Source organism: Fluviicoccus sp. (genome assembly GCF_030646115.1).
In the GTDB taxonomy this organism is placed as follows: domain Bacteria; phylum Pseudomonadota; class Gammaproteobacteria; order Pseudomonadales; family Moraxellaceae; genus Fluviicoccus.
Genome location: NZ_JAUSMX010000008.1, coordinates 286,319 through 312,416 on the forward strand (window position 1 = coordinate 286,319; position 26,098 = coordinate 312,416).

Consider the following 26,098-nt stretch of genomic DNA (forward strand, 5'->3'; position numbering starts at 1 on the left):
CCTAGGTTCACTCCGGCTTTTTCAAGGAATCCTGCAGCAATCGGTTCATTTCGGTATGCAACCAGCCGCGCAGTTCCTGACGCACCGTATCCAGATGCTGCTCAATCAAATCATCGGCATTTTGCAGGAAGCTGCGCTTCAGTTCCTGCTCCACCACGCCCATACGGGCAGGCATGGAGGCTGGTGCCGTCATCATCCGGCTCTGGCTGGCTATGATGCGCTCACCGGGCTCACCACCCAGCGAAGTACAGATTTCCTGAAGTTCATCAAACACTTGCTGACGGAATTCCATGGTGGAACGCTGCCAGCGCAAAGGAAAATTGGTGCCCAATTCAACGGCCATGACTGTGCTATACCTCATGGTGATCCAGGCTGAAGCCCAGTTGTTTATAGTGTTGCCAGCGCAGTCGCGCCGCCTGCCGGGAAACGTCATCCGGGGCAAACAATTCCAGGATGCGCTGGTAACGCGCCGGTTGTTCCACCGGCTTGCCGCTGACATTTAAACAGATATCACGGGGTGTTGTCGTCAGTTTCTGACCAACAAGCACCGGCGCGGATGAACTGCGCGCATCGTCTGTGCGCAAGTGGGGCAGGAAGCTTTCCGCCGGAAAGCTCCACAGCCATTCATCCAGTGCATCCGTTTGGGCGGCGTCGGCGGTCTGGATGAACAGAGTCTGTCCCCCCGCGACCGCCCGCGCCGCCAGACGGCAGGCTGTTTGCAGCAAGCGTTCCGCCGAGTCCTGCTTCAGCAGGTAGAAATCAGCCCGCGACACAGTTATGCAGGTATTGCATCAGCAGGGGGACGGGGCGGCCGGTAGAGCCTTTCTGTGCGCCGCTATTCCAGGCGACCCCGGCAATATCCAGATGCGCCCAAGTGTATTCCTTGGTAAATCGGGCCAGGAAGCAGGCCGCCGTGATGGCGCCGCCGTGCGGCCCGCCGCTACTGATGTTGGCCATGTCGGCAAACGGCGAGTCCAGCAATTCCTGATAGTCCGGCAGCACCGGCATGCGCCAGGTGCGGTCGTTGCCAGCCAAGCCGGCCGCCACCAAGGCGCCGGCCAGCTCGTCATTTGGGGTGAACAGTCCGGAAACCACCTTGCCCAGCGCCACCACGCACGCACCGGTCAAGGTGGCGATGTCAATCACCACCGCTGGGTCGAAGCGCTGGACGTAGGTCAGGGCGTCGCACAACACCAGCCGGCCCTCGGCGTCAGTATTGAGAATTTCCACGGTCTGGCCCGACATCGTCGTGACAATGTCGCCGGGACGGGCGGCGTTGCCGGCCGGCATGTTCTCGGCGGCGGCCACTACGCCCACCACGTTGATCGGCAGCTTGCTTTCGGCCAGCCCCTTCATCACGCCCAATACTGAGGCCGCACCGCACATGTCGTATTTCATTTCATCCATGCCTGCGCCGGGCTTCAGTGAAATGCCGCCGGTATCGAAGGTAATGCCCTTGCCAACCAGAACCACCGGCTTGTCACCCTTCTTGCCGCCATGATATTCGATCACGATCAACCGGCCTTCCTGCTCGGAGCCGCGGCTGACCGCCAGGAAGGCGCCCATGCCCAGCTTTTCCATGTCGGCTTCGTCCAGCACCTGCACCTTCAGCTTGCGTTCGCCCTTGGCCATGGCTTTGGCTTGTTCTGCCAGATACGAGGGGTGGCAGACATTCGGCGGCTGGTTGCCCAGATCCTTGGCCAAATCCTGGCCCGAAGCCACGGCATTACCCCAGGCGACGGCAGTTTGGCCCGCCGCGAGTTCGGCGTCATCGGCCACAGCCAATTGCATGGTTTCCAGTCCGCCATCCGGGGTTTTCTTGCTCTTGTAGTGCTCGAAGCGGTAAGCGGCTTCGCGGGTGCCGCGCACAATGTCGCCCAGCGTTTGCGCCGGAGTGCGGTCCACCACCCGCAATTCTCCCAGATAGCTGACGACGGTGCGGATCTTGCTGTTCAGCGCCTTGTAGGCGGCGCTGGCTGCCTTTTGCAAAGCACGGCCGTTCAGCTCTTTTTGCTCGCCCGCACCCACCACGATGATCTGCCGGCTTTCCAGTCCCGGCAATCCGAAAACGGGCAGGGTTTGTCCGGCCTTGCCTTCAAACCCGGCATTGGTCAGGATGGCCGACAGCCGTCCTTCGCTGGCGGCATCCAGGGTCTTGCCGGCAGCGGTCAGGCCTTCGCTGGTCATGGGGATAATCACGGCTCCGGCGGTTATCTTGGCCGGATGGGCGGCGGCAATCAGGGCAAATTCCATTAGAACCTCGGTCAAAATTAGTCGATAATTCGCGATCGGACATTACTAGCATATTTGCTCCAGAAGGCAAGGCGGCATTTCGTGATAATTCGTCGATATCTGGCCAGCCAGTTGCTGGTTTCGGCACTGGCGGTTACCGCCCTGCTGACGTTCATCCTCATGGGCGGGCGCGTCATCAAGTACTTCGGCATGGCTGCCCAGGGCAAGCTGGATGTCGAACTGCTGTCTGCGGTTCTGCTGTACCGCTTGCCGGGTTTTCTGGAGTTGATTATCCCCCTGGGCATGTTCATTTCCGTGCTGCTGGTCTTTGGGCGGCTTTATGTCGACAACGAGATGTCCATCCTCTCTTCCAGCGGTGTCAGCCGCTGGCAATTGACCGGTTTTCTCATGCCCTCCGTGTTGGCTGTGACGGCTTTGGTTGCCTGTTTTTCACTCTATATCACACCGCACGGCAATTATGCCTCGGAGGCCTTGTTCGCCGCCCAGGCCCAGCGCAATACCTTCGACATGGTCCGCCCGGGACAGTTCCAGCAGGTCAACGGCCGAATGCTCTATGCGCGCTCCATGAATGAAGACCACACCCAACTACTGGATGTGATGATGTACGAAGAGCGGCAGAAGAAGGACGGCGGTATGCAACGGGCGCTGGTGATGGCGAAAAGCGCCCGGCGCTACCATGAAGCGAAAACGGGGCTTTCCTATATTGAACTGGTGGATGGCGACCGTTACGAGCTGAGTCCCGGCAGCCCCGCCTACAGCCGCTTGACGTTCCGTGATTACCGGATGCGGGTGCAGGCGGCGGAGGCTGTGGCAGAAATCACCCGGGCCCGGACATTGCCGATGGCAACCCTCTACGGGCAGCACCTTGACAGGAATTTGCTGGCGACCGGAGAATGGCTGTGGCGATTGAGCATGCCGCTGCTGGTTCCGATCGCTGCTTTGCTGGCTTTACCTTTGTCCAGGGTCAATCCCCGGCAGGGCCGCTTCCTGAAGTTGTTTCCCGCCTTGTTGCTCTATATCAGCTATATCATCCTGATTGCCGCGGCCCGTAACGCCATTGAAAAAGGCAAGCTGGGGCAGGGTGCTCTGTGGGGTGTGCATCTCGGATATTTCGGTCTGGGCCTGGTTTTGTTGGGCTGGGAAGATATCGGATTGAGGCTACGCCGCTGGCGTCAGGCTCCGCAGGAGGTGTCTTCATGAACTTGCTGGCCGCCTATGTCAGCCGCACGGTCCTTTCCTCCATGCTGTTGGTGCTGGCCCTGTTATTGGGCCTGGATCTGGTCTTTTCATTCATCGGCGAGCTTGAGGATTTAAAAGGGAACTATCAGGCATTGCAGGCGCTGCAGGTTGTGGCGCTGGAGTTGCCGTTTCGCTTGTGTGATGTGCTGCCAGTTGCGGGGCTTATTGGCGGCATCGTCGGCTTAGGACTTTTGGCAGGACAGTCCGAACTTACTGTGATGCGATCATCCGGTGTCAGCAACAGCCGGATAGTCTGGTGGGCGCTTAGGCCCGCCCTGCTGTTGGTGCTGGGCGGATTGATCGTTTCCCAGTATGTGGTTCCTGTCTCGCATGAACGTGCGCAGGCAGTCAAGGCCATAGCCCAGGGGCAGGATTACCAGCGTGGCCTGCTCAGCGGTTTCTGGCACCGTGAGGCTGATGACTTTATCCATATCCGTACAGTCCGGCCCGATGCCGGCATGCACGACGTGACATTTTATCACCTGGACCAAACAGGCCAACTGGCCGCTTTCAGTCATTCTGACGCCGGAGAGTCGCAGCCGGCCGGTGGCTGGAAGCTGCGGGATCTGCGTGAAGTCCGCCTCGCCGAAGAGGGTTCTGCGGACGTTCAGCTTCTTGGAGACGACCTGTGGCAACCAAAATTGACACCGGAGTTTTTGAGGTTGGTCACGGTGTCACCGGAGTATTTGCCCTTGACCAGCTTGTATGAGTATTCCCGCTACCTGGATAGCCAGGGTTTAGAGGCAGATTCCTACCGGCTTGAGTTCTGGAAGAAAACATTGGCGCCGCTGGCGACGTTGTCCATGGTTCTCATTGCCTGCACTTTCATCTTCGGTCCCCTGCGCTCCGTGACCATGGGGTTGCGAATCGTTTCGGGCGTGTTGGCCGGGCTGGGATTCCGCTATCTGCAGGATTTGTTCGGCTACGCCAGCCTGGTCTATGACTTCTCCCCGTTGGTTGCAGCGTCTTTGCCCATCGCGGTATGCATGGTGGCCGGTGTTGTCAGCCTGCGCCGCGTTCGCTAGAAACCTGTGTGAAGGGAGCCTTTGCATCCGGCGTAAATTAAGGCTAGAGTGATATGAGCAATCGCGAGCGAAGAAAAATAGTCCTGCCTCAGGATCTAATCATAACAACAGTGAGAGTGAGAAAGCCTTGCTAGTCTGGACATCCGCAGAGGCCACCGATATCGGGGCAAAACGCAAAATCAATGAAGATGCCATTTTATCGCGTCCGGATATCGGTTTGTGGGCGGTCGCTGACGGTATGGGTGGGCACGCTGCCGGGGATGTCGCCAGCAAGGCCGTCGTTGATGCCTTGACCCAGCTCAAACCTGACAAGGACCTGCCTGATTTTGTCGATACACTTGAAGATAAATTACTGTCGGTAAATCATAACCTGCGCCGGCATGGTATGGAGGCGCTGGGTGGCCGGACATTGGGCACCACTGTTGTCAGCCTGTTTATGCAGGACGGGTTGGGAGCCTGTATCTGGGCGGGCGATTCCCGTTTGTATCAGTTTCGGCAGGGTGAGTTGCGCCGGGTTTCCCATGATCACTCTGCCGTGCAGGAAATGATTGACTCCGGCATGATCACCCCGGATCAGGCCGCCCACCACCCTCATCGAAACGTTATCACCCGCGCTGTGGGCGGTGGTGACAAACTTTTTCCCGAACTGCGGGTATTCAATGTGCAGGCTGACGATTGGTATCTGCTCTGCAGCGATGGCTTCTATAATGAAATCAGCGAAGACGCCATAGCCTCGCTGGTGGTTCAGGATACCCTCGAAAAGTCCGTTGAGGTACTCATGGAAAAAGCATTGGCGGTGGGTGCGGCAGATAATGTTTCCTTGATTGTGGTCAAAGTGTCGGAGGCATCATGAGCCAGGATTTCCCCCAGGCAAACGCCAGGCTTGCCGAAGTGGCCCGGCATTGGGCGGATGGTGAAGTCAGCCATGAAACCTGGCGCCGTGAGCGCCGCACCATTCTCCGGGAGATCTGCAACCGGCGCTCCGATGTCCAGATTGGCAGTGCATTGCCGGTACAGCGTAAAGTTCCCCTGACCGATGTCACATCGCCGGTCATGCCGGTCGTGCCAGTTGTTCCCAAGGCGACGCCTGCGGCTGCCCCGGCCGAACTTGCTGAAAGCGACGATGTACTGATTCTGGCTTTGTTGATGGTATTGGTGCTGGCGGGTGCAATACTGGTGTTTTATCTGGCTTAGTTCACATTTTGCCGGGTCATTGCTGCAATTGTCCGACATATATCTTCCGCTGTACGATCGTACTGTTTTATCCTTGGGCTTAATGCACAGGTCGAAGCCCTATGAGCCAGTACCATCCGGAAGCCTTTCCCCCGTCATCGGGTAATCTCCTCGAACGCACCGGACGCACGGCAGGCAATATCGTGCGTGGCCACCGTCCGCTTGGGCGTGAACTCCTGAATGCCGTCGTCAACTTGCCTATTCTGCCCTGGATTCTCTTTCCCATGCAGCCGGAGCCGGACAGTCATTCGGAGTTTTTGCCGGGAAGCTACACCAGCCTCTGGGAGTACTTTTCAGCAATCGCCCAAGTCGTGGTGCCCACTGAGCGCAAGTCGGCGTCCTATGGTAATCTGGCTGTTTTACCGCCGGATTATATCTGGCCGCAATCCAAGCGCCAGACGAAGTGGTTTTTCATCAACGGGATCTGCACCAGCCCGTCCATGGCTTTGCTGGAGGCTCGCGAAGTTGCCCTGGCTTTCCAACGCCCCATTCATCTGATTCATACGCCCACGGCAGGCTTTGTGCGTGATATTGCCGGAGCCCTGAACGCCCGCGCGTTGCGCAAGGACGGCCGCTTGTCGCGTCCTGCCTACAATGTAGTGCGGAACGCCCTGCTTAGTCATGATCAGGTGGTTTTGGTCACCTATTCCCAAGGGGCCATCGTCGCCAGCTATATCGCCCGCAAGATGCTGAAGGACCCGCAATTGCGCGAACATGCTCACAAACTGGAGATTTACAGCATTGGCGGAGCCGCCGACAGCCTGCACATTGACTATGCCCTCACGGCCGAGCATGGCCATACGGTGCCTTATGTCGAGCACTTTGCTAACGGGAAGGACTTTTTTGCCCGGGTCGGTATCCTGGCCAAGTACCACAGCACCAGCGGACCCATTTTCTTTGTGGCGGAGCGCAAGGGGCATATGCTGAATCCGCACTATATCAAGGGTATTGTGCGTGGTGACTATTGTGATGGGAGGTCACGCCTCAGCAAATATGCCAACGGCGGCGAACCGGGTGTTGATGATTACATTCCCTTCGATCGCAGGCGGTAGCTATAGCGGGCCGTGTCCGGAGTGGGATTGAATGCCACTCCGCATGGATTTGCTTACGCAGACATGAATTGCCGCAATATGCGTTAATCAGTAGGATGGTTATAACAAACGAAACTGCGAAGAATTGGTCGGGGTGAGAGGATTCGAACCTCCGGCCACTGCGTCCCGAACGCAGTGCTCTACCAGGCTGAGCTACACCCCGATGGTGTTTCCACAACGATGCGTGGAACTGAGGGCGTGCATTTTAGCATGCACGCCACAGAAATAAAGCGTTTTTTAACTCGTTCTGTTCAATCCCAGATCAAGCAGAGCGAACATTGCCTCGCGGTAGGGGGAGGGTGTCAGCATATCCAGTGCGGCTTTGGCGGCGTCAGACTCTTCCTTGGCGCGTTGGCGGCAGTAATCAAGCGCGCCGGATTCCCGGATGATGCGCAGGATGTCCTGCAGCCGCTCCAGTCCGCCGGTCATGATGGCCTGTCGAATCAGTTGGGCGTCTTCGGGTGCGGCTATCTTCATCGCCTGGATCAAGGGCAGGGTAGGCTTGCCTTCGGCGAGATCGTCACCGACGTTCTTGCCCATTTCCTCAGCCGAGCTTTCATAGTCCAGCACATCGTCAATGATCTGGAAGGCAGCCCCGAAATGCATGGCGTAGTCATGCAGGGCTTGGCGCATGTTGATGTCGCCCAGAATGGCGCCGCCTTCAGCTGCCGTCACAAACAACTGTGCGGTCTTGCCGTAAATGACTTCCATATAGCGGGCCTCGGTGGTGTCCGGGTCGCGCTTGTTGATCAACTGCATGACCTCGCCTTCCGCAATCACCAGCGTGCCATCGGCAATCAACCGGGAAATGGACGGAATTTCCAGATCCAGAATCAATTGGAATGCGCGTGATATAAGGAAGTCACCCACCAGAACCGCCGTTGCATTATTCCAGGCGGAGTTGACCGTGGCCCGCCCCCGGCGCAAATCGGACTCATCCACCACGTCATCATGAATCAGGGTGGCGGTGTGCAGCATTTCAATGATGGCGGCCAGCGGAATGTGCTTATCGCCCTGATAGCCGGTGGCGCGGGCGGCCAGCAGGCTGAGCAGGGGGCGCAGGCGCTTGCCGCCGCCTTCCACCAGATAATGTCCCACCTGCATCACCAGTGGTACACGGGAATCCAGATGGTTGAGGATATAATGATCGACGGCGGCAAAGTCCTCCGCCACCGTGGCCAGAATTTGCTGAAAGTTCATTGTTATAGCCAATTGATTGTCGCGTGTGCGTATCGTATCAGTCTGGCCTGACAACGGCCACCGCACATTTTACAGTTGCTTGGAGCCCGGAGCTTGCGCGTCGGGATGCTTTTGCGTACAATCGCGCACCTTGCGATTTTTCTTCCCGTGGGCTTTTCCAGCTGTCACGGGCTTACGGAGTTAGCGAAGTATGTACGCGGTTATCAAGAGTGGCGGCAAGCAGCATCGCGTGGTGGAAGGCGAACTGCTCAAGGTGGAACTGATTGACGCCGAGCCGGGCCAGAATGTCACCATCGAAGATGTGCTGATGGTTGTGAACGGCGCCGATATCAAGATCGGTACTCCTGTGGTTGAAGGAGCCAAAGTTGTTGCTGAGGTAGTAGGTCATGGTCGTCATGACAAGGTGCGTATCGTCAAGATGCGTCGCCGCAAGCACTATCGCAAGCAGCAAGGTCATCGTCAGTGGTTCACTGAACTGAAAATCACTGCAATTACAGTCTAAGTTTGAGGAATTACCGACATGGCACATAAAAAAGCTGGTGGTTCCACCCGTAACGGTCGCGATTCAGAAGCCAAGCGACTGGGTGTGAAGATGTATGGCGGCCAACAAGCCATTGCTGGCAATATTATTGTCCGTCAGCGCGGCACCCAGTTCTGGCCGGGTGAAAATGTTGGTATCGGGCGTGACCACACGCTGTTCGCCAAGGCGGACGGTGTGATCAAGTTTGTCACCAAGGGCCCGTTCCAGCGCAAGTACGTTGTGGTGGAAGCCGCCGCTTGATAGCGGTGTGACTGAAAAGCCCCGTTCATCGGGGCTTTTTCATTGGTGGTTTCAAAACTTCGCGGGCGGATATCATGCGTTTTGTAGATGAGGCAATCATTCAGGTGGATGCCGGTGCGGGTGGAAATGGCTGCGTCAGCTTCCGTCGCGAAAAATTCATTCCGTATGGCGGGCCGGATGGCGGTGATGGCGGCAAGGGTGGCAGCATATACATGGTGGCCGATCCTGATGCCAACACCTTGGTCGATTACCGCTATACCCGCAAGTTTCGCGCCGAGCGGGGGCAGGGCGGAATGGGTGCCAATTGCAGTGGCAAAGGCGGAGCTGATGTTGTGCTGAAGGTTCCGGTCGGCACCACGATTGTGGATGAAGATACCGGCGAAGTTCTGGGGGATCTGGTTGAGTCCGGTCAGCGCTTGCTGGTGGCCCAGGGCGGCCGTGGCGGGCTCGGCAATATTCACTTCAAGAGCTCCACCAATCGTTCTCCGCGCAAGTCCACACCGGGGTTTGAAGGCGATTCGCGCCGTCTCAAGCTGGAGTTGAAGGTGCTGGCGGATGTAGGGTTGCTCGGCTTGCCAAACGCGGGTAAGTCGACCTTCATTCGCGCTGTTTCCGCCGCCAAGCCCAAGGTTGCGGATTATCCGTTTACCACGTTGGTTCCGAATCTAGGCGTGGTTGATATAGAGCGGCACCGCTCCTTTGTGATGGCGGATATTCCAGGATTGATCGAGGGTGCCTCTGAGGGTGCCGGTTTGGGTATCCGTTTCCTGAAACACTTGGCGCGAACCCGGTACCTGTTGCATCTGGTGGATGTTGCCCCGATCGATGGTTCGGATCCGGTGGAGAACGTACAGATTATTGCAGGTGAGCTGAAAAAATTCTCACCGACCCTGGCGACGCTGCCGCGCTGGCTGGTGCTGAACAAGATGGACCAAGTCCTCCCGGAAGAGCGGGATGAGTTGGCCGCAGGAATTATCGATCGCCTGGGTTGGAGCGGGCCGGTATTCCAGACCTCCGGTTTGACGGGTGAGGGAGCGATGCAGGTCTGTTATCGCTTGATGGAGGCCATTGAAGAGCAGCGCCGGGTGGAACAGGAAGATCCGGAGGCGGCCCGACTGGAGCAGGAAAAACGGCAGCAGTTGGAGCAGGAGTCCCGTTTGCGTATTGAGGAGCTGCGTATCCAGCAACGTGCTGCTTGGCAGGCGCGCAAGGATGCCGGTTTGAATGACGAAGATGATGACGATGGAGATTGGGATGATGAAGATGGTCCCGAAATCATTTATCAGCGCTAAAGTGCGGGGCGGGGCATGACCGGAAATCGAGACAGGTTGCGCAATGCGCGTCGCTGGGTGGTAAAGATTGGCTCAGCCTTGCTGACAGCCAATGGTCAAGGCCTGGATCAGAACGCTATGGCGGCCTGGGTCCGGCAGATGGCGTTTCTAGCGGACAAGGGTATTGAATTGATCCTGGTGTCCTCAGGCGCTGTTGCAGAAGGCATGGTTCGGATGGGCTTGCCGGGGCGTCCGGATACTCTGCATGAGTTGCAGGCTTGTGCGGCAATCGGCCAAATGGGCCTGGTGCAAGCCTACGAATTTCATTTCCGTAATCACAATCGCAAGGCCGCGCAGATACTGCTCACGCATGAGGATCTGGCGAACCGCACCCGCTATCTCAACGCCCGTTCCACCCTCACCACCCTGATAGCTTGGCAAGTCATACCGGTGATCAACGAAAATGACACGGTGGCTACGGATGAAATTCGCTTTGGTGACAATGATACCTTGGCGGCGTTGGTGGCAAACCTGATTGATGCGGATGCTCTGGTGATTCTGACGGATCAGGAAGGCATGTTTGACAGGGATCCCAGGCATGACCCGGATGCCAGGCTGTTGCCTGAAGTGCGTGCCCTTGATGATGGTTTGATGGGTATGGCCGGCGGCGGCGGAATACTGGGGCGTGGAGGCATGGTGACCAAGGTTCGGGCTGCTCGGTATGCGGCGCTCTCGGGGTGCAGTACGGTCATCGCCAGCGGGGTTACTCCGGATGTGTTGATCCGATTGGCTGATGGCGAGTCCTTAGGGACATTGTTGTTGCCGGATGAGGATCGGCAGACGGCCAGGAAGCAATGGTTGGCGGCGCATTTGCAGACGGCCGGCAGACTGGTTCTGGATGACGGGGCGGTCCGTGCGTTGCGCAATAACGGGCGCAGCCTTCTCCCGGTAGGTGTTACAAGAGTCGAAGGGGTTTTTGCGCGGGGAGAGATCGTTGCTTGTGTGGATGTCTCCGGCAGGCAGGTAGCGGTTGGTCTTGTAAACTATAGTGCTGAAGAGGCAGCCAGGATTGCCGGCAGCAGCAGCGAGAAAATTGCCGGGATCTTGGGGTATGTTGACGAGATCGAGCTAATGCACCGCGACAATATGACAATCCTCTAAAAGGGTTGTCATAAGCCTTGGGTGTGAGGTGAAACGGATTGTTAGAAGAAAACGAAAAAGCCTGACCGAGGTCAGGCTTTTTGTGTATGGCGCGCCCGGAGAGATTCGAACTCCCGACCCTCTGGTTCGTAGCCAGATACTCTATCCAACTGAGCTACGGGCGCTTGAGGACGCATATTCTACATGTATTTTCTTGATCGTCAAGAAGAAAGAATCATTTTCGTGATTATTTCTTCATGTTGTGACGTGGTTACAAAAAAGTACAAACTGGCGGAGAGAGAGGGATTCGAACCCTCGATGGGCTTTTGGCCCATACTCACTTAGCAGGCGAGCACCTTCGGCCACTCGGTCATCTCTCCGCGAGGAGGCGAATATTAGCAGGTTTTTCAGAAAATCAAAGAGGGTTGTGATAAAAAGCTTGAAATATTGAGTGAGTGGGCTTTGTTTGATTGTAGGGCAGTAGGGCTGAAGTGTTGTTGTGTATGCGGTAATAGGGTAGATTCGAAAATAGAAGAGTGTCAGAAGTGTGATGTAGCTCTAGCTTGGTGACTTTGTCGTCACTGTGGTGCTAGAATCGCCGCTCATCCGGTTATGGTGGTGGCGTATACCGCAGTTCGGTCGCCACGCGTTTTTTTTGACCATGTCTATCCGAGGGAAGAATATGGAACGTAAATTGAAGCTGGTTGTCGCCAGCACAGGATTGGCCCTGTTGATGGGTTCTCGCATAGCAAGTGCTGAAGTTGCGCTTGAACCCCAAGGAATACAGTACGGCTCGTTTGCGTTCGTGCCAACCTTGAAGACAGAGCTTGGTTACGATGACAATGTATATAATTTCAGTGATTCTGAAATTGGATCGTTTTATCTTGGTGTGGCTCCGAACTTTACGCTGTTGACACAGGATCGCAATAACACCTATCAATTGAGCTATGCTCTTGACGGGCGTACTTACTCTCATAAAAGTGATGACAGCTATCTGGATCAGGCGTTAGGCGGCAGCGCTCGTATCGAGCCGAATGCCCGTCTTCGATTGAACGGCGGCGTATCATACAAAATGCTTCATGAAAGTCGCGGAACTGGTCGTAGCAGTGGTTATACCATGGATCAGTTGGAGGCAATGGGGGAGGTAGATAAATACGATGTTGCCGGGATTGATGGCGGCCTTGAGTATGGGGCGCTTGATGCGCGCGGAATGATTGTTGCGGCATTGGGCTTTGCTCAGAAGGAGTATGACCGCTCCAAGGTTGCGGCTAGTCGTGATAATGATCAGATGACTGCGTCTCTTGGTCTTCGTGTTCGTGTGCTTCCCAAAACCAAGATGACCTTTGATCTTGAGCGAGTGGATACCAATTACTCTGGTGCTGCTCAGGATGCAGTGGATGATCGTTATTATGTGGGTGTTGCTTGGGAAAACTCGGCTCAGACCACAGGTAAGTTAAGGTTGGGTAAGTCAAAGCGTGATGTGAGTGCCGGCAATTCGTCATCAAGGCTTGCTTGGGATGCTGGTGTGGTGTGGTCTCCATTGGCCCGCGACACGGTGAGCTTTATTACGGGTCGTAAAACGGCTGAGGCTGACGATACTCAGGGAACCAGTGTTGATACCAATGCCAGCATTTCCTGGAAGCATGCTTGGCTTGATCGGTTGAACACTGAGTTGGGTTTTGGGAAATTCAAAACCGAGTATATTAATGCCAAGGGGGCGAATTACCGTGATGATGATAGTGATAAGTGGCGTATTGCGATGAACTATCAAATGCGTCGTTGGGCTGTTCTTCATGCTGGTATTGATAACTCCAACCGGGACTCCACGGAAGCAGGCTTCGACTCCAAGCGTAATATTTTTACGTTAGGCGCAATGCTTAGCCTGTGAGAGTTGATCACATGACTGGGTTATGGCGTTGGGTGTTGCCATTAGTGGCGTTTGCGTGGGCTAACGCTCACGCTGGTTTTCTTGATGGTCTTTTTGGCGGTCGCGATCAGGCGGCTGCTTACGGTCAATCTCCCGGCAAGCAAAATGCGCGTCCACCTCTGGCTGCGCCCCTTTCGCCTTCCTCAGTTGTTCTGGCTCCGTCACGATTGTCTGATTACCGGTTGGGTCCGGGCGATCGTGTTCAGGTGACTGTTTTCAACGAAAAAGAGTTGAGCATGGAGATGCGTCTCAGTGATGCGGGCTCTTTTCTTTACCCTTTTATCGGCGAGATTGTTGCGAAGGGAATGACTATTGGTGATTTACAGCAGTTGTTGGTTGATAAGCTGTCTGATGGATATCTGGTCGGGCCCAAAGTTTACGTCAGTATTCTGGAGTATCGCCCCTTTTTCGTGAATGGCGAAGTTACAAAGCCCGGTGGGTATTCTTATCAGGCTGGCTTGACTGTGCGTAAGGCTATTTCATTGGCGGGTGGGTTGACCGCCAGGGCCTCGCTCTCCAAGATTTTTTTGATCCATGAGGATGATCCATTGGGGCAGCCTTTGCCGGCCTCCTTGAATGATGTGCTCCGACCTGGAGACATTTTGACGATCGATCAAAGCTTTTTCTGATGTGCCGGGTGATGAATGGATAACGTGAGCAGGGTTTTTTCTTCGTCGAATGAAGATGACCAGCTGGATTTGAAAAAGTATTGGAGCATTATCGCCCGATACAAATGGGGCATTCTGGGTCTGGTTATCGCTTTGACCATGGCGGCTGTTTTTGTTGTTTTCTCACTTCAGCCTGTTTACAAGGCTACGGTAACCCTGTTAATCGAGCAGAAACAAAACAAGGTTGTCGGGGATATCGGTGATTGGTCTGGTACTGACATTGCATCCAAGGAATATTTGCAAACCCAGTTTGAGATTATCAAGTCGCGTGATCTTGCTGAGCGTATTGTTCGTGAGCTGAATCTGGCGGCTCATCCGGAGTTTATGGCTGATCCTGCTGAAGAAAAAAGTTGGATTGCAGAGTATCTGGACTGGCGTAGTTTGTTGCCTGAAGGGCACAAGCAAAACCCTATTCCGACAGACGAGGAGGTGTTTAACCGTCTTGTGGATCGATTCATGCTCAAGTTGACTGTCAATCCAGTCCGGAACACCCAGTTGGTCAAAATCAGTTTTGAAGCCAGAGACCCAAAACTTACGGCATTGGTAACCAATGCAATGGCAAAAGGTTATATCACCGGCCAAATGGAAGTGAGGGTTCATTTGACGGAGCAGGCCGCTGAGTGGCTGACTTCACGTCTGGGTGTTCTCAAGGCAAATCTAGAGGCTGCCGCCAAGCGGCTGCAGGATTATCGGGAAACTAATAGTCTGATTGAGACTGGCCAGAATGGCGGGGTTTTCGCGATCGCTGCTGGGCAAATTGACGATATCAACAAGCGGTTGGTTGAGGGCCAGTTTAAGGCAACTGAAATAAGCAAGCGATATGGCGTTAAGCATCCCTTGTATATTCAGGCATATATGGAAGTGGCTGAGGCTGAACGCGCTTTGGCAGATGCCAAAAACAGCGCTATGGACGTCGGCAAGAAACAGTTTCGTTTGCAGGAGTTGCAGCGCGAAGTTGAAACAAACCGAGCGCTGTACGACGCTTTTTTTCAGCGTATCAAGGAGGCGAATGAAAGCTTGCAGCTTGAAACTTCGAATGCACGGGTAGTCGATAAAGCAATTACGCCTGCAATCCCTGTGAAGCCCCGTAAGGGTATGATTGTTGGCATTGTTTTTATATTAAGCGCCATTTTGGCGGTCGGCTTAGCATTCTTGCTGGATTATCTCGATGCTACATTGAAAAGTCCTGAGGATGTTGAGCAAAAGCTGGGTATATCCATGTTGGGTATGGTTCCTTTTGTTAACAAGAGGAAAGGCAGCAAGACAGCGAAAAGTCAAGGAGTCTTGTTTCTCGACCCTAAGGAGCATGGTTATGCAGAGGCAATACGTACCGTTCGAACAAGCGTGGTTTTGTCGGGTATTGATAAGCCCCATCGGATAATTCTGTTGACGTCGAGTGTGCCCAGTGAAGGCAAGACAACAACCTCATTGAATTTGGCTGTTTCATTGGCTCAGATGGAAAAAGTGCTGCTGATTGATGCTGATATGCGCCGCCCCTCAATAGGCAAGACATTGGGAATTCCGACGAATAGTCCTGGGTTGGCTAATGTGGTATCCGGAACGGCAGAGCTTGAAGATTGCCTGATGCATCTTGAGGATGAGAATATTGATGTCCTGACAGCGGGCCTTATTCCACCAAATCCGTTGGAGCTGTTGTCATCACATCGGTTTCAGGAAGTTGTTCGTGGTCTGCTCTCTAAATATGATCGGATCGTAATTGATAGTCCGCCAACTCTCTTGGTTAGTGATTCCTTGGTGCTTTCCAAGGTTGTAGACGCAGTTCTGTATGTTGTTCGGTCGGATACCACCAATCATGGCACTGCGCGTGGTGGTATTTCTCGTTTGCGATCTGCAAATGCACCCCTGATTGGGGTAGTGCTTAATAAGGTCAATATGAAGCGAGCGGCCAAATACTACGGAGCATATTCGGGTTACTACAATTACGGTTATCATGCCTATGGCTATACGAACAAGGTGGGTGAAAACGAAAACTCGTAGCGGTAGGTAGTGAGTTGCATGAGGGCCCCAGCTGAACGCACGGGGCCTTTTTTTTTGGCAATGCCATTAACCAATAAAAAACCCCGAACAAGTCGGGGTTTTTTTCCTTTGCGCTAAGGCAAAGGCACTGCAGCCAGAATTACTGGGCGGCAGGGGCGGCCGGAGCAGCAGCAGCAGCGTCAGCGGCCGGAGCAGCAGCAGCGTCAGCAGCCGGAGCAGCAGCAGCGTCAGCGGCCGGAGCAGCAGCTTCAGGAGCAGGAGCAGCAGCTTCGGGAGCAGGAGCAGCGGCTTCAGGAGCAGGAGCGGCTTCAGGAGCTTCTTCCTTCTTGGCGCAACCGGCAAAGGTCAGGGCAGCAGCGATAGAGGCGGCGATAGCGAGGTTCTTGAATTGCATGATGGTTCTCTCTCATGGTTAAGGTAGGGAGGCTGCAACTCAGGCGCCATGATTGATAATTATCTTTCAGGCCCTGTATGCATGCTTCCGGTTTGCGGCGAGGAAACTTTAACACTTGAAAACAAAAAAAGCATCAATTTTGTTGGACAATTTGTGCTCAAATGAGTCGGGTATTGAATTCAGGCCTTGGCTTGGAGGTCAATGGTGCGTTGAAGATCAACGAATATCGGATTTTTAAACGGTTCAGGTTGGCTCATTGCAAAATCCAGGGACTGAGTGATGGTGGCTGCTATGCGCTCCAGTGCAAGCGGAGACTCTGGCAGGCCTGCAACCCCGATCTGTAGTTGAGCCTTGACGGACTTGTCGTCACGCCAAGTATTAAAAACGGCCAGGATGTCCCGGACAATGACTTCCGATCCGGGAATGTCGGCATCAGGTAACAGGATGATGAAGCAGTGGTGGTCATAGCGGGTAATGACATCACAACTCCTGAGGCGCTGCTCCAGCAACCCGGCAATTTCACGCTGGCAGTAAGCTGACACGGTGCTGGTAGTTCGTAAACTGAATCGCTCTGCCAGCATCAAACGAATCAGCATAATGGTTGCTGGGTTTCGGTTTCTGTGGCGATAAGCGCTAAAGAACTTGATGGCCTCAATCAATGCTGCTTTGTTGGATAGTCCTGTCAATGCGTCGGCGGCGGGAACGTGTGGAAGCATCTCATAGCGGCTTTTGCTAACACGATTTACAGCCAGATAAACCAATATCCAGGGAGCGGCATGAACCACAAGTCCGGGAGAAGCGGCAATTAAAGGCAATATAACAGCAACAAGTATGGCGCCAGCGCGCATGAGTCCTTGACCTGCCCTGACATCAACCAACGCGGGAATTCCCAGGGCAAAAAGGCAATGCAGTAGCAAAGGGGTGGGGGTGGGCGCCAACAGGATGCAGGAGCAGGCAGCGATTGCATCCAAAATAACGGGTAATGCGCCGTTGTCAGTGTGTTGCTGACGCAAGGACCGGGCAAGGGCCAAGAGCAACAGGCAGACATAACCGATCAGGGCTGCTTTAACAGACATTGTCAGTGAGGGCAATTGCGTTGCGGCGACAAGAGCGAACAATACGCGGATACCGGTAAGGGGAAGCCGGGTGATAAGGCGCGAAAAGCTCATGTTGTATTTCCACAATTAAACAGCGGGCGTGCCGCTAAAACATCCATGGTCGTAGAGGAAGGCTGTCTGCTAGAATGCAGCAATTATACGCATAACCATCCGGCATAAAGCATGAAATACAATCGTCTCCGGTCGGGCTTTTTTGGGTGGGGTATCATGGCGCTGGCAGGCATGGTGCTTACCGGCTGTGCCTCTGTCGTGGAAAGCAAGCTGTCCGGATTTTCTGCCAATTTCGCTGCTGCAATCAAGGGTAATGATGATCCCAAGATTGTGGAGCAAGGGATGCCCTCCTATTTGTTGCTCATGGATGCGCTGATCAGGAATAATCCCGGGCAGGCGTCCGTGCTGGCGGCGGCAGCCTCGTTGAACTCTGCCTATGCCGGTAGCTTTGTCCCGGAGCCCTCCCGTGCGGCCTTCATGAATGAAAAGGCAATGCGGTATGCTTTTCAGGCTTTGTGCTTGCGGGAAAAGCGGCTGTGTGACCCCAGGTCTTTGCCTGTAGATAAGCTTAAGGAGGCAACGGAAGGGTTTGGCAAAAAAGACGCCGGTCTGCTCTATGCCGCCGCAAGTGCCTGGGCGGGTTGGATTCAATCCCATGGCGAAGATTGGGGTGCGATTGCCGATCTGGCCAGAGTCGAGGCATTGCTGCAGCGGGTGATTGCGCTGGATGATGGCTATGAACAAGGGATGCCTCATCTTTATCTAGGGGTGCTGGCGACGGTGCTGACTCCGGCATTGGGTGGCAGGCCGGAAGAAGGCAAGCGTGAGTTTGAAAAAGCATTGGCGCTTTCCGGCGGCAGGAACCTGATGGCCAAAGTGTATTTCGCCCGGCAGTATGCCCGCGGGGTGTTTGATCGTGAATTGCATGATCGGTTGTTGCAGGAAGTGCTGGCGACCGATCCTCATGCCGGTGATTTTACGTTGAGTAACATGCTGGCGCTACGCGAAGCCGCGCTGCTGCTCAAATCAGCGGATGATTATTTTTAGCCTGCCCGGGACTTGCCGCGCAGTTAAGTGCTTTTCTGGAGAGTATTGATGATCCGCTTTGTGCTGGTTGCTTGCCTGGGGTTGTTTGTGTCAACGGCCGATGCCATGACGCTTAAGATTGCAACGCTGTCTCCGGATGGTTCGGCGTGGATGACACGTATGCGCAGTGGCGGCGCAGAGATTGAGAAGCGGACTCAGGGCCGGGTGAACTTCAAGTTCTATACCGGTGGAACCATGGGCAACGACAAGGCGGTGCTGAGCAAGATCAAGATCGGGCAATTGCATGGCGGAGCAGTCACCATAGGCAGCTTGGCGGACTTTAATAAGGATGTGCAGGTTTATTCCATGCCGTTGAAGTTCAAAAACAATGCTGAAGTTGACTATGTTCGCAGCAAGATGGACGCGGCGCTTTCGCGCTCACTGGAGCAGGGGGGCATGATCAATTTCGGTTTTGCCGAGGCTGGTTTTGCCTATGCGATGACCAAGGCCGCGCCTGTTTCGTCAGTGGCCCAGCTGCGCAAGCAAAAAGTTTGGATCCCTGATAACGACGCCCAATCGGCGGAGGCGCTCAAGGCTTTTCAGGTAGCTCCCATTCCGTTGTCGCTGGCGGATGTGCTGCCGGGCTTGCAGACCGGCATTATCGATACGGTGGCCTCATCGCCTATCGGGGCATTAGCCCTGCAATGGCATACCCAGGTCAAGTATGTGACCGAACTGCCGTTGAGCTACATCGCCGGCGTTCTGGCCATTGACCAGAAAGCATTTGGCCGTATTGATGCTCCCGATCAGGTCGTGGTGCGTGAGGTCATGACCCGTGTTTTTCGGGAAATCGATCAACAGAACCGGCTGGACAATCTGGCGGCCTGGAATGCGCTGCTGAAGCAGGGGGTCAAGCCAGTCAAACCCAATGCTCAGGAAGTGGCTGAGTGGGAGCGGGATGGTCAATTGGCGGGAGAGCGCATCGTCAAGGCGGGGATTGTTTCGCCAGCCATTATGCAGTTGCTGGAAGAAAACCTGAAGACCTTCAGGGGCGGTCGCAAGATATGATCGTGCGGCGGATGCTGGCAATAGTCCACTGGCTGGAGGATGCATTGCTGGCCAGCCTGCTGGCGCTGATGATTTTCCTGGCGGTGACCCAGATTGTTTTGCGGAACGGCTTTGACAGCGGGATACTGTGGGCGGACTCGTTATTACGGGTATTGGTTTTATGGATTGCCTTGATTGGCGCCATTGTCGCCAGTCGTGATCGTCAGCATCTTAGCGTGGATGTTGTAACCCGCTTTTTGGCTCCTTCGGCTAAACGCGGAGTATCGGTCGTGACCTCGCTGTTCACCGCAGGCATCTGTTTGTTGGTGAGTTGGTATTCACTGGAATTCGTGCTGATGGAATATGAGTCAGCCACGATGGCTTTCGCCGGAGTGCCTTCATGGGCTTGTGAGTCAGTGATGCCTGTTGCCTTCCTCCTGATTGCGTGTCGGTACCTGCTGCATACGGTTCAGGCGGCGCTGGGGATTGAGCAGGAGGCAGGGCAATGACGTTGATGCTTGCTTGCTTGCTTGTTTTGCTTGCCCTCTTGGGGGCTCCGTTATTTTCCGTGCTTGCCGGGGCGGCCATGCTGGGTTTCTGGCAGACCGAAACGCCTTTGGCGGTGATGGGGGTGGAAATCTACCGGGTGGTGGATACCCCGATCCTGCTGGCGCTGCCTTTGTTTACCTACGCTGGTTATATTCTTGGCGAGGGGCACACGTCGCAACGCCTGGTGCGGTTGACGCGCTCGGTGTTGGGTTGGTTGCCGGGAGGGTTGGCAATCGTGGCCTTCACTACCTGTGCGTTTTTTACGGCATTTACCGGAGCCAGCGGCGCAACGATTGTGGCTCTGGGTGCACTTTTGTATCCGGCGTTGCGGCAAGCGGGTTATACCGAAAAGTATTCACTGGGGTTGGTTACCACCTCGGGGTCGTTGGGCTTGCTGTTGCCGCCCTCGTTGCCGCTGATTTTATATGCGGTGATTGCGCAGCAGCTTCCTCAAGGCAGCGGAGTTACGATTGATGCTGTTTTCAAGGCGGGGTTGTTGCCTGCGTTGCTGATGATTGTCCTGTTGAGCTTGTTTGGATACTGGACTTCACGCAAAAATCCGGTGCCGTTACAGGAGTTCTGCTGGAAAGAATTTCGCGCGGCAATGGCTGAAGCCAAATGGGAACTGCCGCTGCCGTTTTTTGTATTGGGTGGGATTTATGGTGGCTTTTTTGCGGTATCTGAAGCGGCTGCAGTGACTGCTTTGTATGTGACGGTGGTGAGTGTCCTGGTTTATCGGGAAATCCGACCGGCCCGGCTGTTGGGACTGATGCGGGATGCCATGGTCATGGTTGGGGGAATCCTGATGATTCTCGCGGTAGCGATGGCGTTCACGAATTGGCTGGTTGATGCTGAAATCCCAACCCGTCTCTTTGAGTTTGTCCGGGCGCACATTGACAGCAAATGGACCTTCCTGTTGTTGCTTAACGTTTTCCTGCTGGTTCTGGGTTGTTTTCTGGATATCTTCTCAGCACTGGTGATCATGGTGCCGCTGCTGCTGCCAATGGCTCATGGCTACGGTGTTCACCCGGTGCATTTGGGTATTATCTTTCTGGCGAACATGGAGATTGGTTATTGCACTCCGCCGGTCGGCATGAATCTGATCATTGCCGGTTATCGGTTCAAGAAGTCTATGGTGGAACTTGCTGCCGCAACCCTGCCATTTTTGGCGGTGCTGCTGGTCGCGGTGTTGATCATTACGTATGTCCCGGCTTTGAGTCTGGCTTTTTTATAGCAAAACGGCAGAATTTAGCATTGCGAGCGTTGTCGCGAGAAAGGAGTGGGCATATCTCAGCCTTGCGCTCGTATGCGACGATCAGGTTCCAGATGCCGACAGAGTTGCGAATGTTCATTTTGTTGTCAAGCTGCCAGCGTTGCGACTGCTCAATGACGTCTGTAACGGTCTTTCGGGCTTCCGGGGCGAGATGGGGCCATGACCACATGCCTAGATCAACTGTTTCATACATGATGTTGGGTTTCCAGGGGCCATAGCGGTGTGAGTTCTGAAGGGCCAATGTCAATTCTTGGTCGTATACACCAGACATGATCTTGGCTCTTGCAAGCCGCAAGTGATAGTCCGGGTAGGTCGGGCGAAGCTTGATGGCTTGGCGGTAGGCATCAAATATCTCCTCGTTTTGTGGTTCTTTGCCGGTTTTTCTAGCCCGGTTCTTGAGGTTCCAATACAGGGCATCTCCTAGCGTCTGATAAAATCCGGCGTTCTGAGGGCTCGTCCGCACTGCCTTCCTGGCGTAGCTCTGGGCGGTCGCCAAATCGGTGGCGGTAGGGATAAACTCGATGTTCTGGAGGCTTGACTGCTGGGTTTGGTGCTCCCAAGCCTCAATGAATGCGCGTGCCTTGAAGTCGGCAATGCCGGCCATCATATTGCCTGCTGACCAGAAAATGTACGGTATGCAAGCGAGAGCCAGAAGCACCGCCGCGATATGGTGTGTTGATGCAAAGGCGGATGTGGAGAGTTTTGGCATGCTGGCGGGCATCATGAGGGCCGTTATGGCGGGTATATAGCATACTTCTGCATCTTTTGTTAATCGGTATCTTTCATCGGCAGTGTTTTTGCCGTAGAATAATCGCCCTTTACGGCTGTTAGTCGGCCTAACCATTCTGGTGGATAAAGTTATGGTAGTTATTCGTTTGGCTCGTGGCGGCGCTAAGAAGCGTCCCTTCTATCAGGTTGTTGTGACGGACAGCCGCAGCGCCCGTGACGGCCGTTTCATTGAGCGCGTCGGCTTCTTCAATCCGGTGGCCCGCGGCAATGCCGAGCGCCTGCGCATTGATGCAGATCGTTATCAATACTGGATCAGCCAGGGTGCACAGCCTTCCGAGCGCGTGGCTCAGTTGGCCAAGACGACTGCAGTCTGATAGCGCATGGCCGGTATTCCGTCGCCAGACAGCCTGGTTGAAGTCGGCCACATTCAGTCGGCCTACGGCATTAAGGGTTGGGTCTGGATATTCGCGAATACCGATCCGCTGACCAATATCTTTGACTATTCGCCATGGTATGCCTGTCAAGGCGGTGTATGGCGTGAAGTGCGGGTCTTGGAATGGCGGGAGCAGGGAAAGGGATTGGTGGCTTGTCTGGAAGGGGTTCAGGATCGTAACTCTTCCGAAGCGCTTAAGGGCTTGAAACTGTGGGCTTCCCGCTCCCATTTGCCGAAGCTCGAGGAAGGGGACTATTACTGGTCCGACCTGCTGGACTTGCAGGTGTTTCTCGAGGACGGGCGTCTGTTGGGCCAAGTGCACAGCATGATGGAGACCGGCTCCAACGATGTGTTGGTGGTCCGGGCGGTTGCCGGCGCCATTGATGGTCGCGAGCGTTTGGTTCCCTGGTTGCCTGGGCAAGTCGTGAAACTGGTTGATCTGACCGCACGACGTATCGTCGTGGATTGGGATCCCGATTTCTGAGTTGACCGGCGGAGCGTCGCCCATGTGGTTTGGCGTCATTACGCTGTTTCCGGAAATGTTTGCCCCAATTCGTGATTTCGGCATGACCGGTCGCGCTGTGAGTCAGGGGCGCGTTCTTGTCGAAACCTGGAATCCCCGGGATTTTACGGAAGACAATTATCGTCGTGTTGATGAGCGCCCCTATGGTGGCGGACCCGGCATGGTGATGATGGTTGAGCCGTTGGTCAGGGCGATTGCGGCGGCGCGTGCGCGGGCTGCCGAACTGGGATTGCAGGCACCGGTGGTATACCTGTCGCCTCAGGGTAAAACGCTGAACGAGCCGGCGGTTATGCAGTTGGCTGAGAATCAGGGCTTTGTGCTGCTCTGCGGGCGCTACGAGGGCGTGGACGAGCGCCTGATAAGGCGTTGCGTGGATCAGGAATGGTCCATTGGCGATTACGTTCTCTCTGGCGGCGAACTGCCGGCGATGGTCATGATGGATGCCATCATTCGCCGTATTCCCGGCGTGTTGGGGCACAGTCAGTCGGCGGAACAGGACTCGTTTGTGCAGGGCCTGCTGGATTGTCCGCATTACACCCGCCCCGAAATTTATGATGGCGAGGCCGTGCCTCCCGTGCTGTTGTCCGGTGACCATGCCGCCATCCAGCGCTGGCGCTGGCGTGAAAGCCTCAAAAGAACACTGGAGCGTCGCCCGGAACTTCTGGACGCCGCGCCATTGAACAAGGAGCAGCGTCGCCTGCTGGCTGAGCTTCGAGCCGCCACTGCCGACACTGCCCTCGGTCAGCCCCCTGAGGGGCTGTAATGAAATGAGCTGCATGCGCCGAGTTTATTCTCACAGCCTCTGCATCCGTACTGGAGAACTGCCATGAGCGGTAAACATCCTGTGATTCAGGCCATTGAACAGGCCCAACTGAAACAAAACATTCCGTCCTTTGCTCCTGGTGACACGGTTATTGTCCAGGTCAAGGTGAAGGAAGGTGATCGTGAGCGTCTGCAAGCCTACGAGGGCGTGGTCATTGCTATCAAGAACCGTGGCCTGAACTCGGCTTTCACGGTGCGCAAGATTTCCAACGGTGTGGGTGTTGAGCGTGTCTTTCAGACCCACTCTCCGGTGGTTGCCGGTATTGAAGTGAAGCGTCGCGGTGCTGTGCGTCGCGCCAAGCTGTACTATCTCCGTGATCGCGCCGGCAAGTCGGCCCGTATCAAGGAAAAGTTGACGGCGCGCTCCAACTAAGGCGTTTCCGGTGTATAAAAAAGGGCGGCCCTAAGGGTCGCCCTTTTTTTTGAGTGGAGAGGCGGGTAATGTCATTGGAAAGCCGTGCGGTGGTGCGGTCGCGTCGACAGCGGGGCCGTGTCCTGGCGCCGGTGGTCTTGCCGGAGGGCCAGGCGGGCGAGGAGTTGGCCTGGCTTCGTGACCGGCTGGTTGCCGAGGCCTTGAGTCCGCATACGGTGAACGCCTATTTGTCCGACCTGAAACGGGTGCTGGCCCGGACCGAGACACCCTTGTCGTCTATCGGCAGGGAAGAACTGGAAGGTGCCATGGCCGCGCTCAGCGATGAGGGGGCGAATCCGCGTTCACTGGCACGTTGCCTGTCGGCGGTGCGTCATTTTTATCGGCTGATGATGGCTGAAAACAAGCTGGCGGACGATCCTTCGCTGAAGCTGGGCGCACCCCGGATTGGACGGTCCTTGCCCAAGGATTTGTCCGAAGCCGATGTAGAGGCTTTGCTGGCGGCGCCGGTGGTGAGCTCACCGACCGGCCTGCGTGACCGGGTGATGCTGGAGGTGCTGTATGCCTGCGGCCTGCGGGTGTCGGAGCTGGTCGGGCTGGGAGTGGATGAGCCTAATCTGAGGCAGGGTTTTTTGCGGGTGCGGGGGAAGGGCGGCAAGGAGCGTCTGATCCCCTTGGGTGAAATCGCCCGGGATTGGCTGTTGGCCTGGTTGAAGGACGGGCGGCCGGTTCTGGTGCAAGGGCGTCCGACCGACGCGCTTTTCCCCAGCCGCCAGGGTGGTTTTATGACCCGGCAGAATTTCTGGTATGCGATCAAAGGCTATGCCCGGCAGGCCGGTATAGAGAAGGCGCTGTCACCGCATACCCTGCGGCATGCGTTTGCCACACATTTGCTGAACCATGGCGCGGATTTGCGTGTCGTGCAAATGTTGCTGGGTCATAGTGATTTGGCGACGACACAGATCTATACCCATGTGGCGCGGGCCAGACTGCAATCCCTGCATGAGCAGCATCATCCCCGTGGGTAGCCGGATACATAACCGCTACGGCAAGCGGGCGGACCGTCGTCCAGAATTGAGCCATTTTCCGGAGATTGACATGAAATACTTATTGCTTCCACTGTTGGCGGCCACGCTGCTAAGCGCATGCACACCCAATGACAAACCCTTGAAGTCCCAGGTCGTTGCGACGGAGAGCGCGAAGACTGAGGCGGCCGCGCAAGAGCCTGCTTCGACTGCGCCGGCGGCGGCTGAGGCGGTAGATATGAGTTCGGCGGAACTGGCGGAAAAAAACATCCGCTCAGCCTTGAAGGTGGCGGCTCCGGAACTGGTGATCGAGACGCTGCGTCCGTCGCCTTATCCCGGCCTCTATGAATTGCGGGTCAAGGGCTTTGGCCCCGCATACGTCAGCCCGGACGGTAAGTACATGCTGCAAGGGGAGTTGATCCGCATTGACGGCAAGCAAATGGTCAACGAAACCGAGGCTATGCTGACGGCGGAGCGCAAGCTGGCGCTGTCGGAAATTCCCATGAGCGAAATGATTGTTTATCCGGCCAAGGGGCCGCGCAAGGCCGCCGTTTATGTATTTACGGATATTGACTGCGGGTATTGCCGGAAGCTGCACGCCGAGATCGGGGAATACAATCAGTCGGGTATAGAAGTCCGCTATCTCGCCTTCCCTCGCGCCGGTTATCCTTCCCCATCCGCCGCCAAGCTGGAGGCGGTGTGGTGTAACGCCAATCCCTTGCAAGCCATGACACTGTCCAAGCAGGGACAAACAGTGACCAGTCCGGCGTGCAAGAGTCCGGTCAAGAAGCAATATGAGCTGGGCATGCTGCTGGGCGTTCGCGGCACCCCGGCGGTCTTTACGGAAGGCGGCGAACAGCCCGGCGGCTACATCCCTCCCAAGGATATGGTCAAGGTGCTGGGTCTGAAATAATTCCCGGTGCTGTCCATGGCTTGCCGGTCAGTCCGTTTTTCCGGGGATGACCGGGGCTG

29 protein-coding genes and 3 tRNA genes are annotated in these 26,098 nt (G+C 55.5%); 22 read left to right on the forward strand and 10 right to left on the reverse strand.

The genetic code is table 11. The features are described from left to right. Nucleotides 1-7 precede the first annotated feature (7 nt). Genes Q7T36_RS05505 through Q7T36_RS05515 form a run of 3 tightly spaced genes read right to left on the reverse strand, consistent with a single transcriptional unit; the run spans nucleotide 8 to nucleotide 2,253 of the window. Nucleotides 8-343 (reverse strand): hypothetical protein, encoded by a 336-nt coding sequence (locus tag Q7T36_RS05505; protein WP_304844873.1) that lies wholly within the window; start codon nucleotides 341-343, stop codon nucleotides 8-10. Between the two features lie 7 nt (nucleotides 344-350). Beyond that, nucleotides 351-773, reverse strand: coding sequence for a DNA polymerase III subunit chi (locus tag Q7T36_RS05510; protein ID WP_304844875.1), 423 nt, complete (start codon nucleotides 771-773; stop codon nucleotides 351-353). Continuing rightward, entirely contained in the window at nucleotides 760-2,253 is a 1,494-nt protein-coding gene (locus tag Q7T36_RS05515; protein WP_304844877.1) for a leucyl aminopeptidase, read from the reverse strand. Before Q7T36_RS05515 ends, Q7T36_RS05510 begins: the two co-directional genes overlap by 14 nt. Nucleotides 2,254-2,334: 81 nt before the next feature. On the opposite strand from Q7T36_RS05515, the gene lptF reads away from it, so the two are divergent. From lptF to Q7T36_RS05540, 5 genes are all read left to right on the forward strand, one after another. Then, on the forward strand, nucleotides 2,335-3,453 hold the full coding sequence (lptF, locus tag Q7T36_RS05520) for an LPS export ABC transporter permease LptF (protein ID WP_304844879.1): 1,119 nt from the start codon (nucleotides 2,335-2,337) through the stop codon (nucleotides 3,451-3,453). Continuing rightward, nucleotides 3,450-4,517: an LPS export ABC transporter permease LptG gene (gene lptG, locus Q7T36_RS05525; RefSeq protein WP_304844881.1), complete on the forward strand. Its 1,068-nt coding sequence runs from the start codon at nucleotides 3,450-3,452 to the stop codon at nucleotides 4,515-4,517. Before lptF ends, lptG begins: the two co-directional genes overlap by 4 nt. A gap of 127 nt (nucleotides 4,518-4,644) precedes the next feature. Beyond that, the gene (locus Q7T36_RS05530; RefSeq protein ID WP_304844883.1) at nucleotides 4,645-5,370 is read left to right on the forward strand and encodes a PP2C family serine/threonine-protein phosphatase; all 726 of its coding nucleotides are present in this window, start codon (nucleotides 4,645-4,647) and stop codon (nucleotides 5,368-5,370) included. Beyond that, on the forward strand, nucleotides 5,367-5,711 hold the full coding sequence (locus Q7T36_RS05535) for a hypothetical protein (protein WP_304844885.1): 345 nt from the start codon (nucleotides 5,367-5,369) through the stop codon (nucleotides 5,709-5,711). The genes Q7T36_RS05530 and Q7T36_RS05535 overlap by 4 nt, the downstream gene beginning before the upstream one ends. A gap of 101 nt (nucleotides 5,712-5,812) precedes the next feature. Continuing rightward, nucleotides 5,813-6,802 carry a hypothetical protein gene (locus Q7T36_RS05540; protein ID WP_304844887.1) on the forward strand — a complete coding sequence of 330 codons (990 nt, stop codon included), beginning with the start codon at nucleotides 5,813-5,815 and terminating at the stop codon, nucleotides 6,800-6,802. 125 nt (nucleotides 6,803-6,927) lie between these two features. Here Q7T36_RS05540 and Q7T36_RS05545 read toward each other — a convergent pair. Both Q7T36_RS05545 and Q7T36_RS05550 read right to left on the reverse strand, forming a co-directional pair. Beyond that, a tRNA-Pro gene (locus Q7T36_RS05545) sits at nucleotides 6,928-7,004 on the reverse strand. A gap of 74 nt (nucleotides 7,005-7,078) precedes the next feature. Continuing rightward, on the reverse strand, nucleotides 7,079-8,047 hold the full coding sequence (locus Q7T36_RS05550) for a polyprenyl synthetase family protein (protein WP_304845002.1): 969 nt from the start codon (nucleotides 8,045-8,047) through the stop codon (nucleotides 7,079-7,081). Between the two features lie 184 nt (nucleotides 8,048-8,231). Here Q7T36_RS05550 and rplU point away from each other — a divergent pair, with 184 nt between their 5' ends. The 4 genes from rplU (at nucleotide 8,232) to proB (ending at nucleotide 11,254) form a co-directional block, all read left to right on the forward strand. Next, nucleotides 8,232-8,543 carry a 50S ribosomal protein L21 gene (rplU, locus tag Q7T36_RS05555; protein ID WP_304844889.1) on the forward strand — a complete coding sequence of 104 codons (312 nt, stop codon included), beginning with the start codon at nucleotides 8,232-8,234 and terminating at the stop codon, nucleotides 8,541-8,543. Nucleotides 8,544-8,561: 18 nt separating this feature from the next. Beyond that, entirely contained in the window at nucleotides 8,562-8,822 is a 261-nt protein-coding gene (gene rpmA / locus Q7T36_RS05560) for a 50S ribosomal protein L27 (protein WP_130410822.1), read from the forward strand. Nucleotides 8,823-8,896: 74 nt separating this feature from the next. After that, nucleotides 8,897-10,114: an Obg family GTPase CgtA gene (gene cgtA / locus Q7T36_RS05565; protein WP_304844893.1), complete on the forward strand. Its 1,218-nt coding sequence runs from the start codon at nucleotides 8,897-8,899 to the stop codon at nucleotides 10,112-10,114. 15 nt (nucleotides 10,115-10,129) lie between these two features. Beyond that, nucleotides 10,130-11,254, forward strand: a complete 1,125-nt coding sequence (gene proB / locus Q7T36_RS05570) for a glutamate 5-kinase (RefSeq protein WP_304844895.1) — start codon at nucleotides 10,130-10,132, stop codon at nucleotides 11,252-11,254. 87 nt (nucleotides 11,255-11,341) lie between these two features. Here the strand turns inward: proB and Q7T36_RS05575 are convergent. Both Q7T36_RS05575 and Q7T36_RS05580 read right to left on the reverse strand, forming a co-directional pair. After that, nucleotides 11,342-11,418, reverse strand: a tRNA-Arg gene (locus tag Q7T36_RS05575). Nucleotides 11,419-11,522: 104 nt separating this feature from the next. Then, nucleotides 11,523-11,613, reverse strand: a tRNA-Ser gene (locus tag Q7T36_RS05580). Between the two features lie 302 nt (nucleotides 11,614-11,915). Between Q7T36_RS05580 and Q7T36_RS05585 the strand changes: the two genes are divergently transcribed. The 3 genes from Q7T36_RS05585 to Q7T36_RS05595 are packed head-to-tail and all read left to right on the forward strand — an operon-like array spanning nucleotide 11,916 to nucleotide 15,826. After that, nucleotides 11,916-13,121, forward strand: coding sequence for an outer membrane beta-barrel protein (locus Q7T36_RS05585; protein ID WP_304844897.1), 1,206 nt, complete (start codon nucleotides 11,916-11,918; stop codon nucleotides 13,119-13,121). Between the two features lie 11 nt (nucleotides 13,122-13,132). After that, the gene (locus Q7T36_RS05590; RefSeq protein ID WP_304844899.1) at nucleotides 13,133-13,789 is read left to right on the forward strand and encodes a polysaccharide biosynthesis/export family protein; all 657 of its coding nucleotides are present in this window, start codon (nucleotides 13,133-13,135) and stop codon (nucleotides 13,787-13,789) included. Nucleotides 13,790-13,804: 15 nt separating this feature from the next. After that, a complete protein-coding gene (locus Q7T36_RS05595; RefSeq protein ID WP_304844901.1) occupies nucleotides 13,805-15,826 on the forward strand; it encodes a polysaccharide biosynthesis tyrosine autokinase in 2,022 nt (673 codons plus the stop codon). A 139-nt stretch (nucleotides 15,827-15,965) separates the two neighbouring features. Here Q7T36_RS05595 and Q7T36_RS05600 read toward each other — a convergent pair whose 3' ends face one another. Both Q7T36_RS05600 and Q7T36_RS05605 read right to left on the reverse strand, forming a co-directional pair. Next, complete coding sequence (locus Q7T36_RS05600) at nucleotides 15,966-16,220, reverse strand: hypothetical protein (RefSeq protein WP_304844903.1); 255 nt, start codon at nucleotides 16,218-16,220, stop codon at nucleotides 15,966-15,968. Between the two features lie 179 nt (nucleotides 16,221-16,399). Then, nucleotides 16,400-17,389 carry a diguanylate cyclase domain-containing protein gene (locus Q7T36_RS05605; RefSeq protein WP_304844905.1) on the reverse strand — a complete coding sequence of 330 codons (990 nt, stop codon included), beginning with the start codon at nucleotides 17,387-17,389 and terminating at the stop codon, nucleotides 16,400-16,402. 156 nt (nucleotides 17,390-17,545) lie between these two features. Here Q7T36_RS05605 and Q7T36_RS05610 point away from each other — a divergent pair, with 156 nt between their 5' ends. Genes Q7T36_RS05610 through Q7T36_RS05625 form a run of 4 tightly spaced genes read left to right on the forward strand, consistent with a single transcriptional unit; the run spans nucleotide 17,546 to nucleotide 21,185 of the window. Then, nucleotides 17,546-18,376 carry a TRAP transporter TatT component family protein gene (locus tag Q7T36_RS05610; protein WP_304844907.1) on the forward strand — a complete coding sequence of 277 codons (831 nt, stop codon included), beginning with the start codon at nucleotides 17,546-17,548 and terminating at the stop codon, nucleotides 18,374-18,376. A gap of 48 nt (nucleotides 18,377-18,424) precedes the next feature. Then, nucleotides 18,425-19,423, forward strand: coding sequence for a TRAP transporter substrate-binding protein DctP (gene dctP / locus Q7T36_RS05615; RefSeq protein WP_304844909.1), 999 nt, complete (start codon nucleotides 18,425-18,427; stop codon nucleotides 19,421-19,423). Between the two features lie 11 nt (nucleotides 19,424-19,434). After that, entirely contained in the window at nucleotides 19,435-19,911 is a 477-nt protein-coding gene (locus tag Q7T36_RS05620; RefSeq protein ID WP_304844911.1) for a TRAP transporter small permease, read from the forward strand. 5 nt (nucleotides 19,912-19,916) lie between these two features. Next, the gene (locus Q7T36_RS05625) at nucleotides 19,917-21,185 is read left to right on the forward strand and encodes a TRAP transporter large permease (protein ID WP_370690061.1); all 1,269 of its coding nucleotides are present in this window, start codon (nucleotides 19,917-19,919) and stop codon (nucleotides 21,183-21,185) included. On the opposite strand, the gene Q7T36_RS05630 is transcribed toward Q7T36_RS05625, so the two are convergent. After that, nucleotides 21,148-21,933 carry a hypothetical protein gene (locus tag Q7T36_RS05630; protein WP_304844915.1) on the reverse strand — a complete coding sequence of 262 codons (786 nt, stop codon included), beginning with the start codon at nucleotides 21,931-21,933 and terminating at the stop codon, nucleotides 21,148-21,150. The two genes, Q7T36_RS05625 and Q7T36_RS05630, sit on opposite strands and share 38 nt — an antisense overlap. 151 nt (nucleotides 21,934-22,084) lie before the next feature. Here Q7T36_RS05630 and rpsP point away from each other — a divergent pair, with 151 nt between their 5' ends. From rpsP to Q7T36_RS05660, 6 genes are all read left to right on the forward strand, one after another. Continuing rightward, the gene (gene rpsP / locus Q7T36_RS05635; protein ID WP_304844917.1) at nucleotides 22,085-22,327 is read left to right on the forward strand and encodes a 30S ribosomal protein S16; all 243 of its coding nucleotides are present in this window, start codon (nucleotides 22,085-22,087) and stop codon (nucleotides 22,325-22,327) included. Nucleotides 22,328-22,333: 6 nt separating this feature from the next. Next, the gene (gene rimM / locus Q7T36_RS05640; RefSeq protein ID WP_304844919.1) at nucleotides 22,334-22,870 is read left to right on the forward strand and encodes a ribosome maturation factor RimM; all 537 of its coding nucleotides are present in this window, start codon (nucleotides 22,334-22,336) and stop codon (nucleotides 22,868-22,870) included. A gap of 22 nt (nucleotides 22,871-22,892) precedes the next feature. Further along, nucleotides 22,893-23,672, forward strand: coding sequence for a tRNA (guanosine(37)-N1)-methyltransferase TrmD (gene trmD / locus Q7T36_RS05645; RefSeq protein WP_304844921.1), 780 nt, complete (start codon nucleotides 22,893-22,895; stop codon nucleotides 23,670-23,672). A gap of 63 nt (nucleotides 23,673-23,735) precedes the next feature. Continuing rightward, nucleotides 23,736-24,104, forward strand: a complete 369-nt coding sequence (gene rplS, locus Q7T36_RS05650; protein ID WP_304844923.1) for a 50S ribosomal protein L19 — start codon at nucleotides 23,736-23,738, stop codon at nucleotides 24,102-24,104. 68 nt (nucleotides 24,105-24,172) lie between these two features. Continuing rightward, a complete protein-coding gene (gene xerD, locus Q7T36_RS05655) occupies nucleotides 24,173-25,129 on the forward strand; it encodes a site-specific tyrosine recombinase XerD (RefSeq protein ID WP_304844925.1) in 957 nt (318 codons plus the stop codon). A 70-nt stretch (nucleotides 25,130-25,199) separates the two neighbouring features. Further along, nucleotides 25,200-26,039 carry a DsbC family protein gene (locus Q7T36_RS05660; protein WP_304844927.1) on the forward strand — a complete coding sequence of 280 codons (840 nt, stop codon included), beginning with the start codon at nucleotides 25,200-25,202 and terminating at the stop codon, nucleotides 26,037-26,039. The last annotated feature ends 59 nt before the right edge of the window (nucleotides 26,040-26,098 follow it).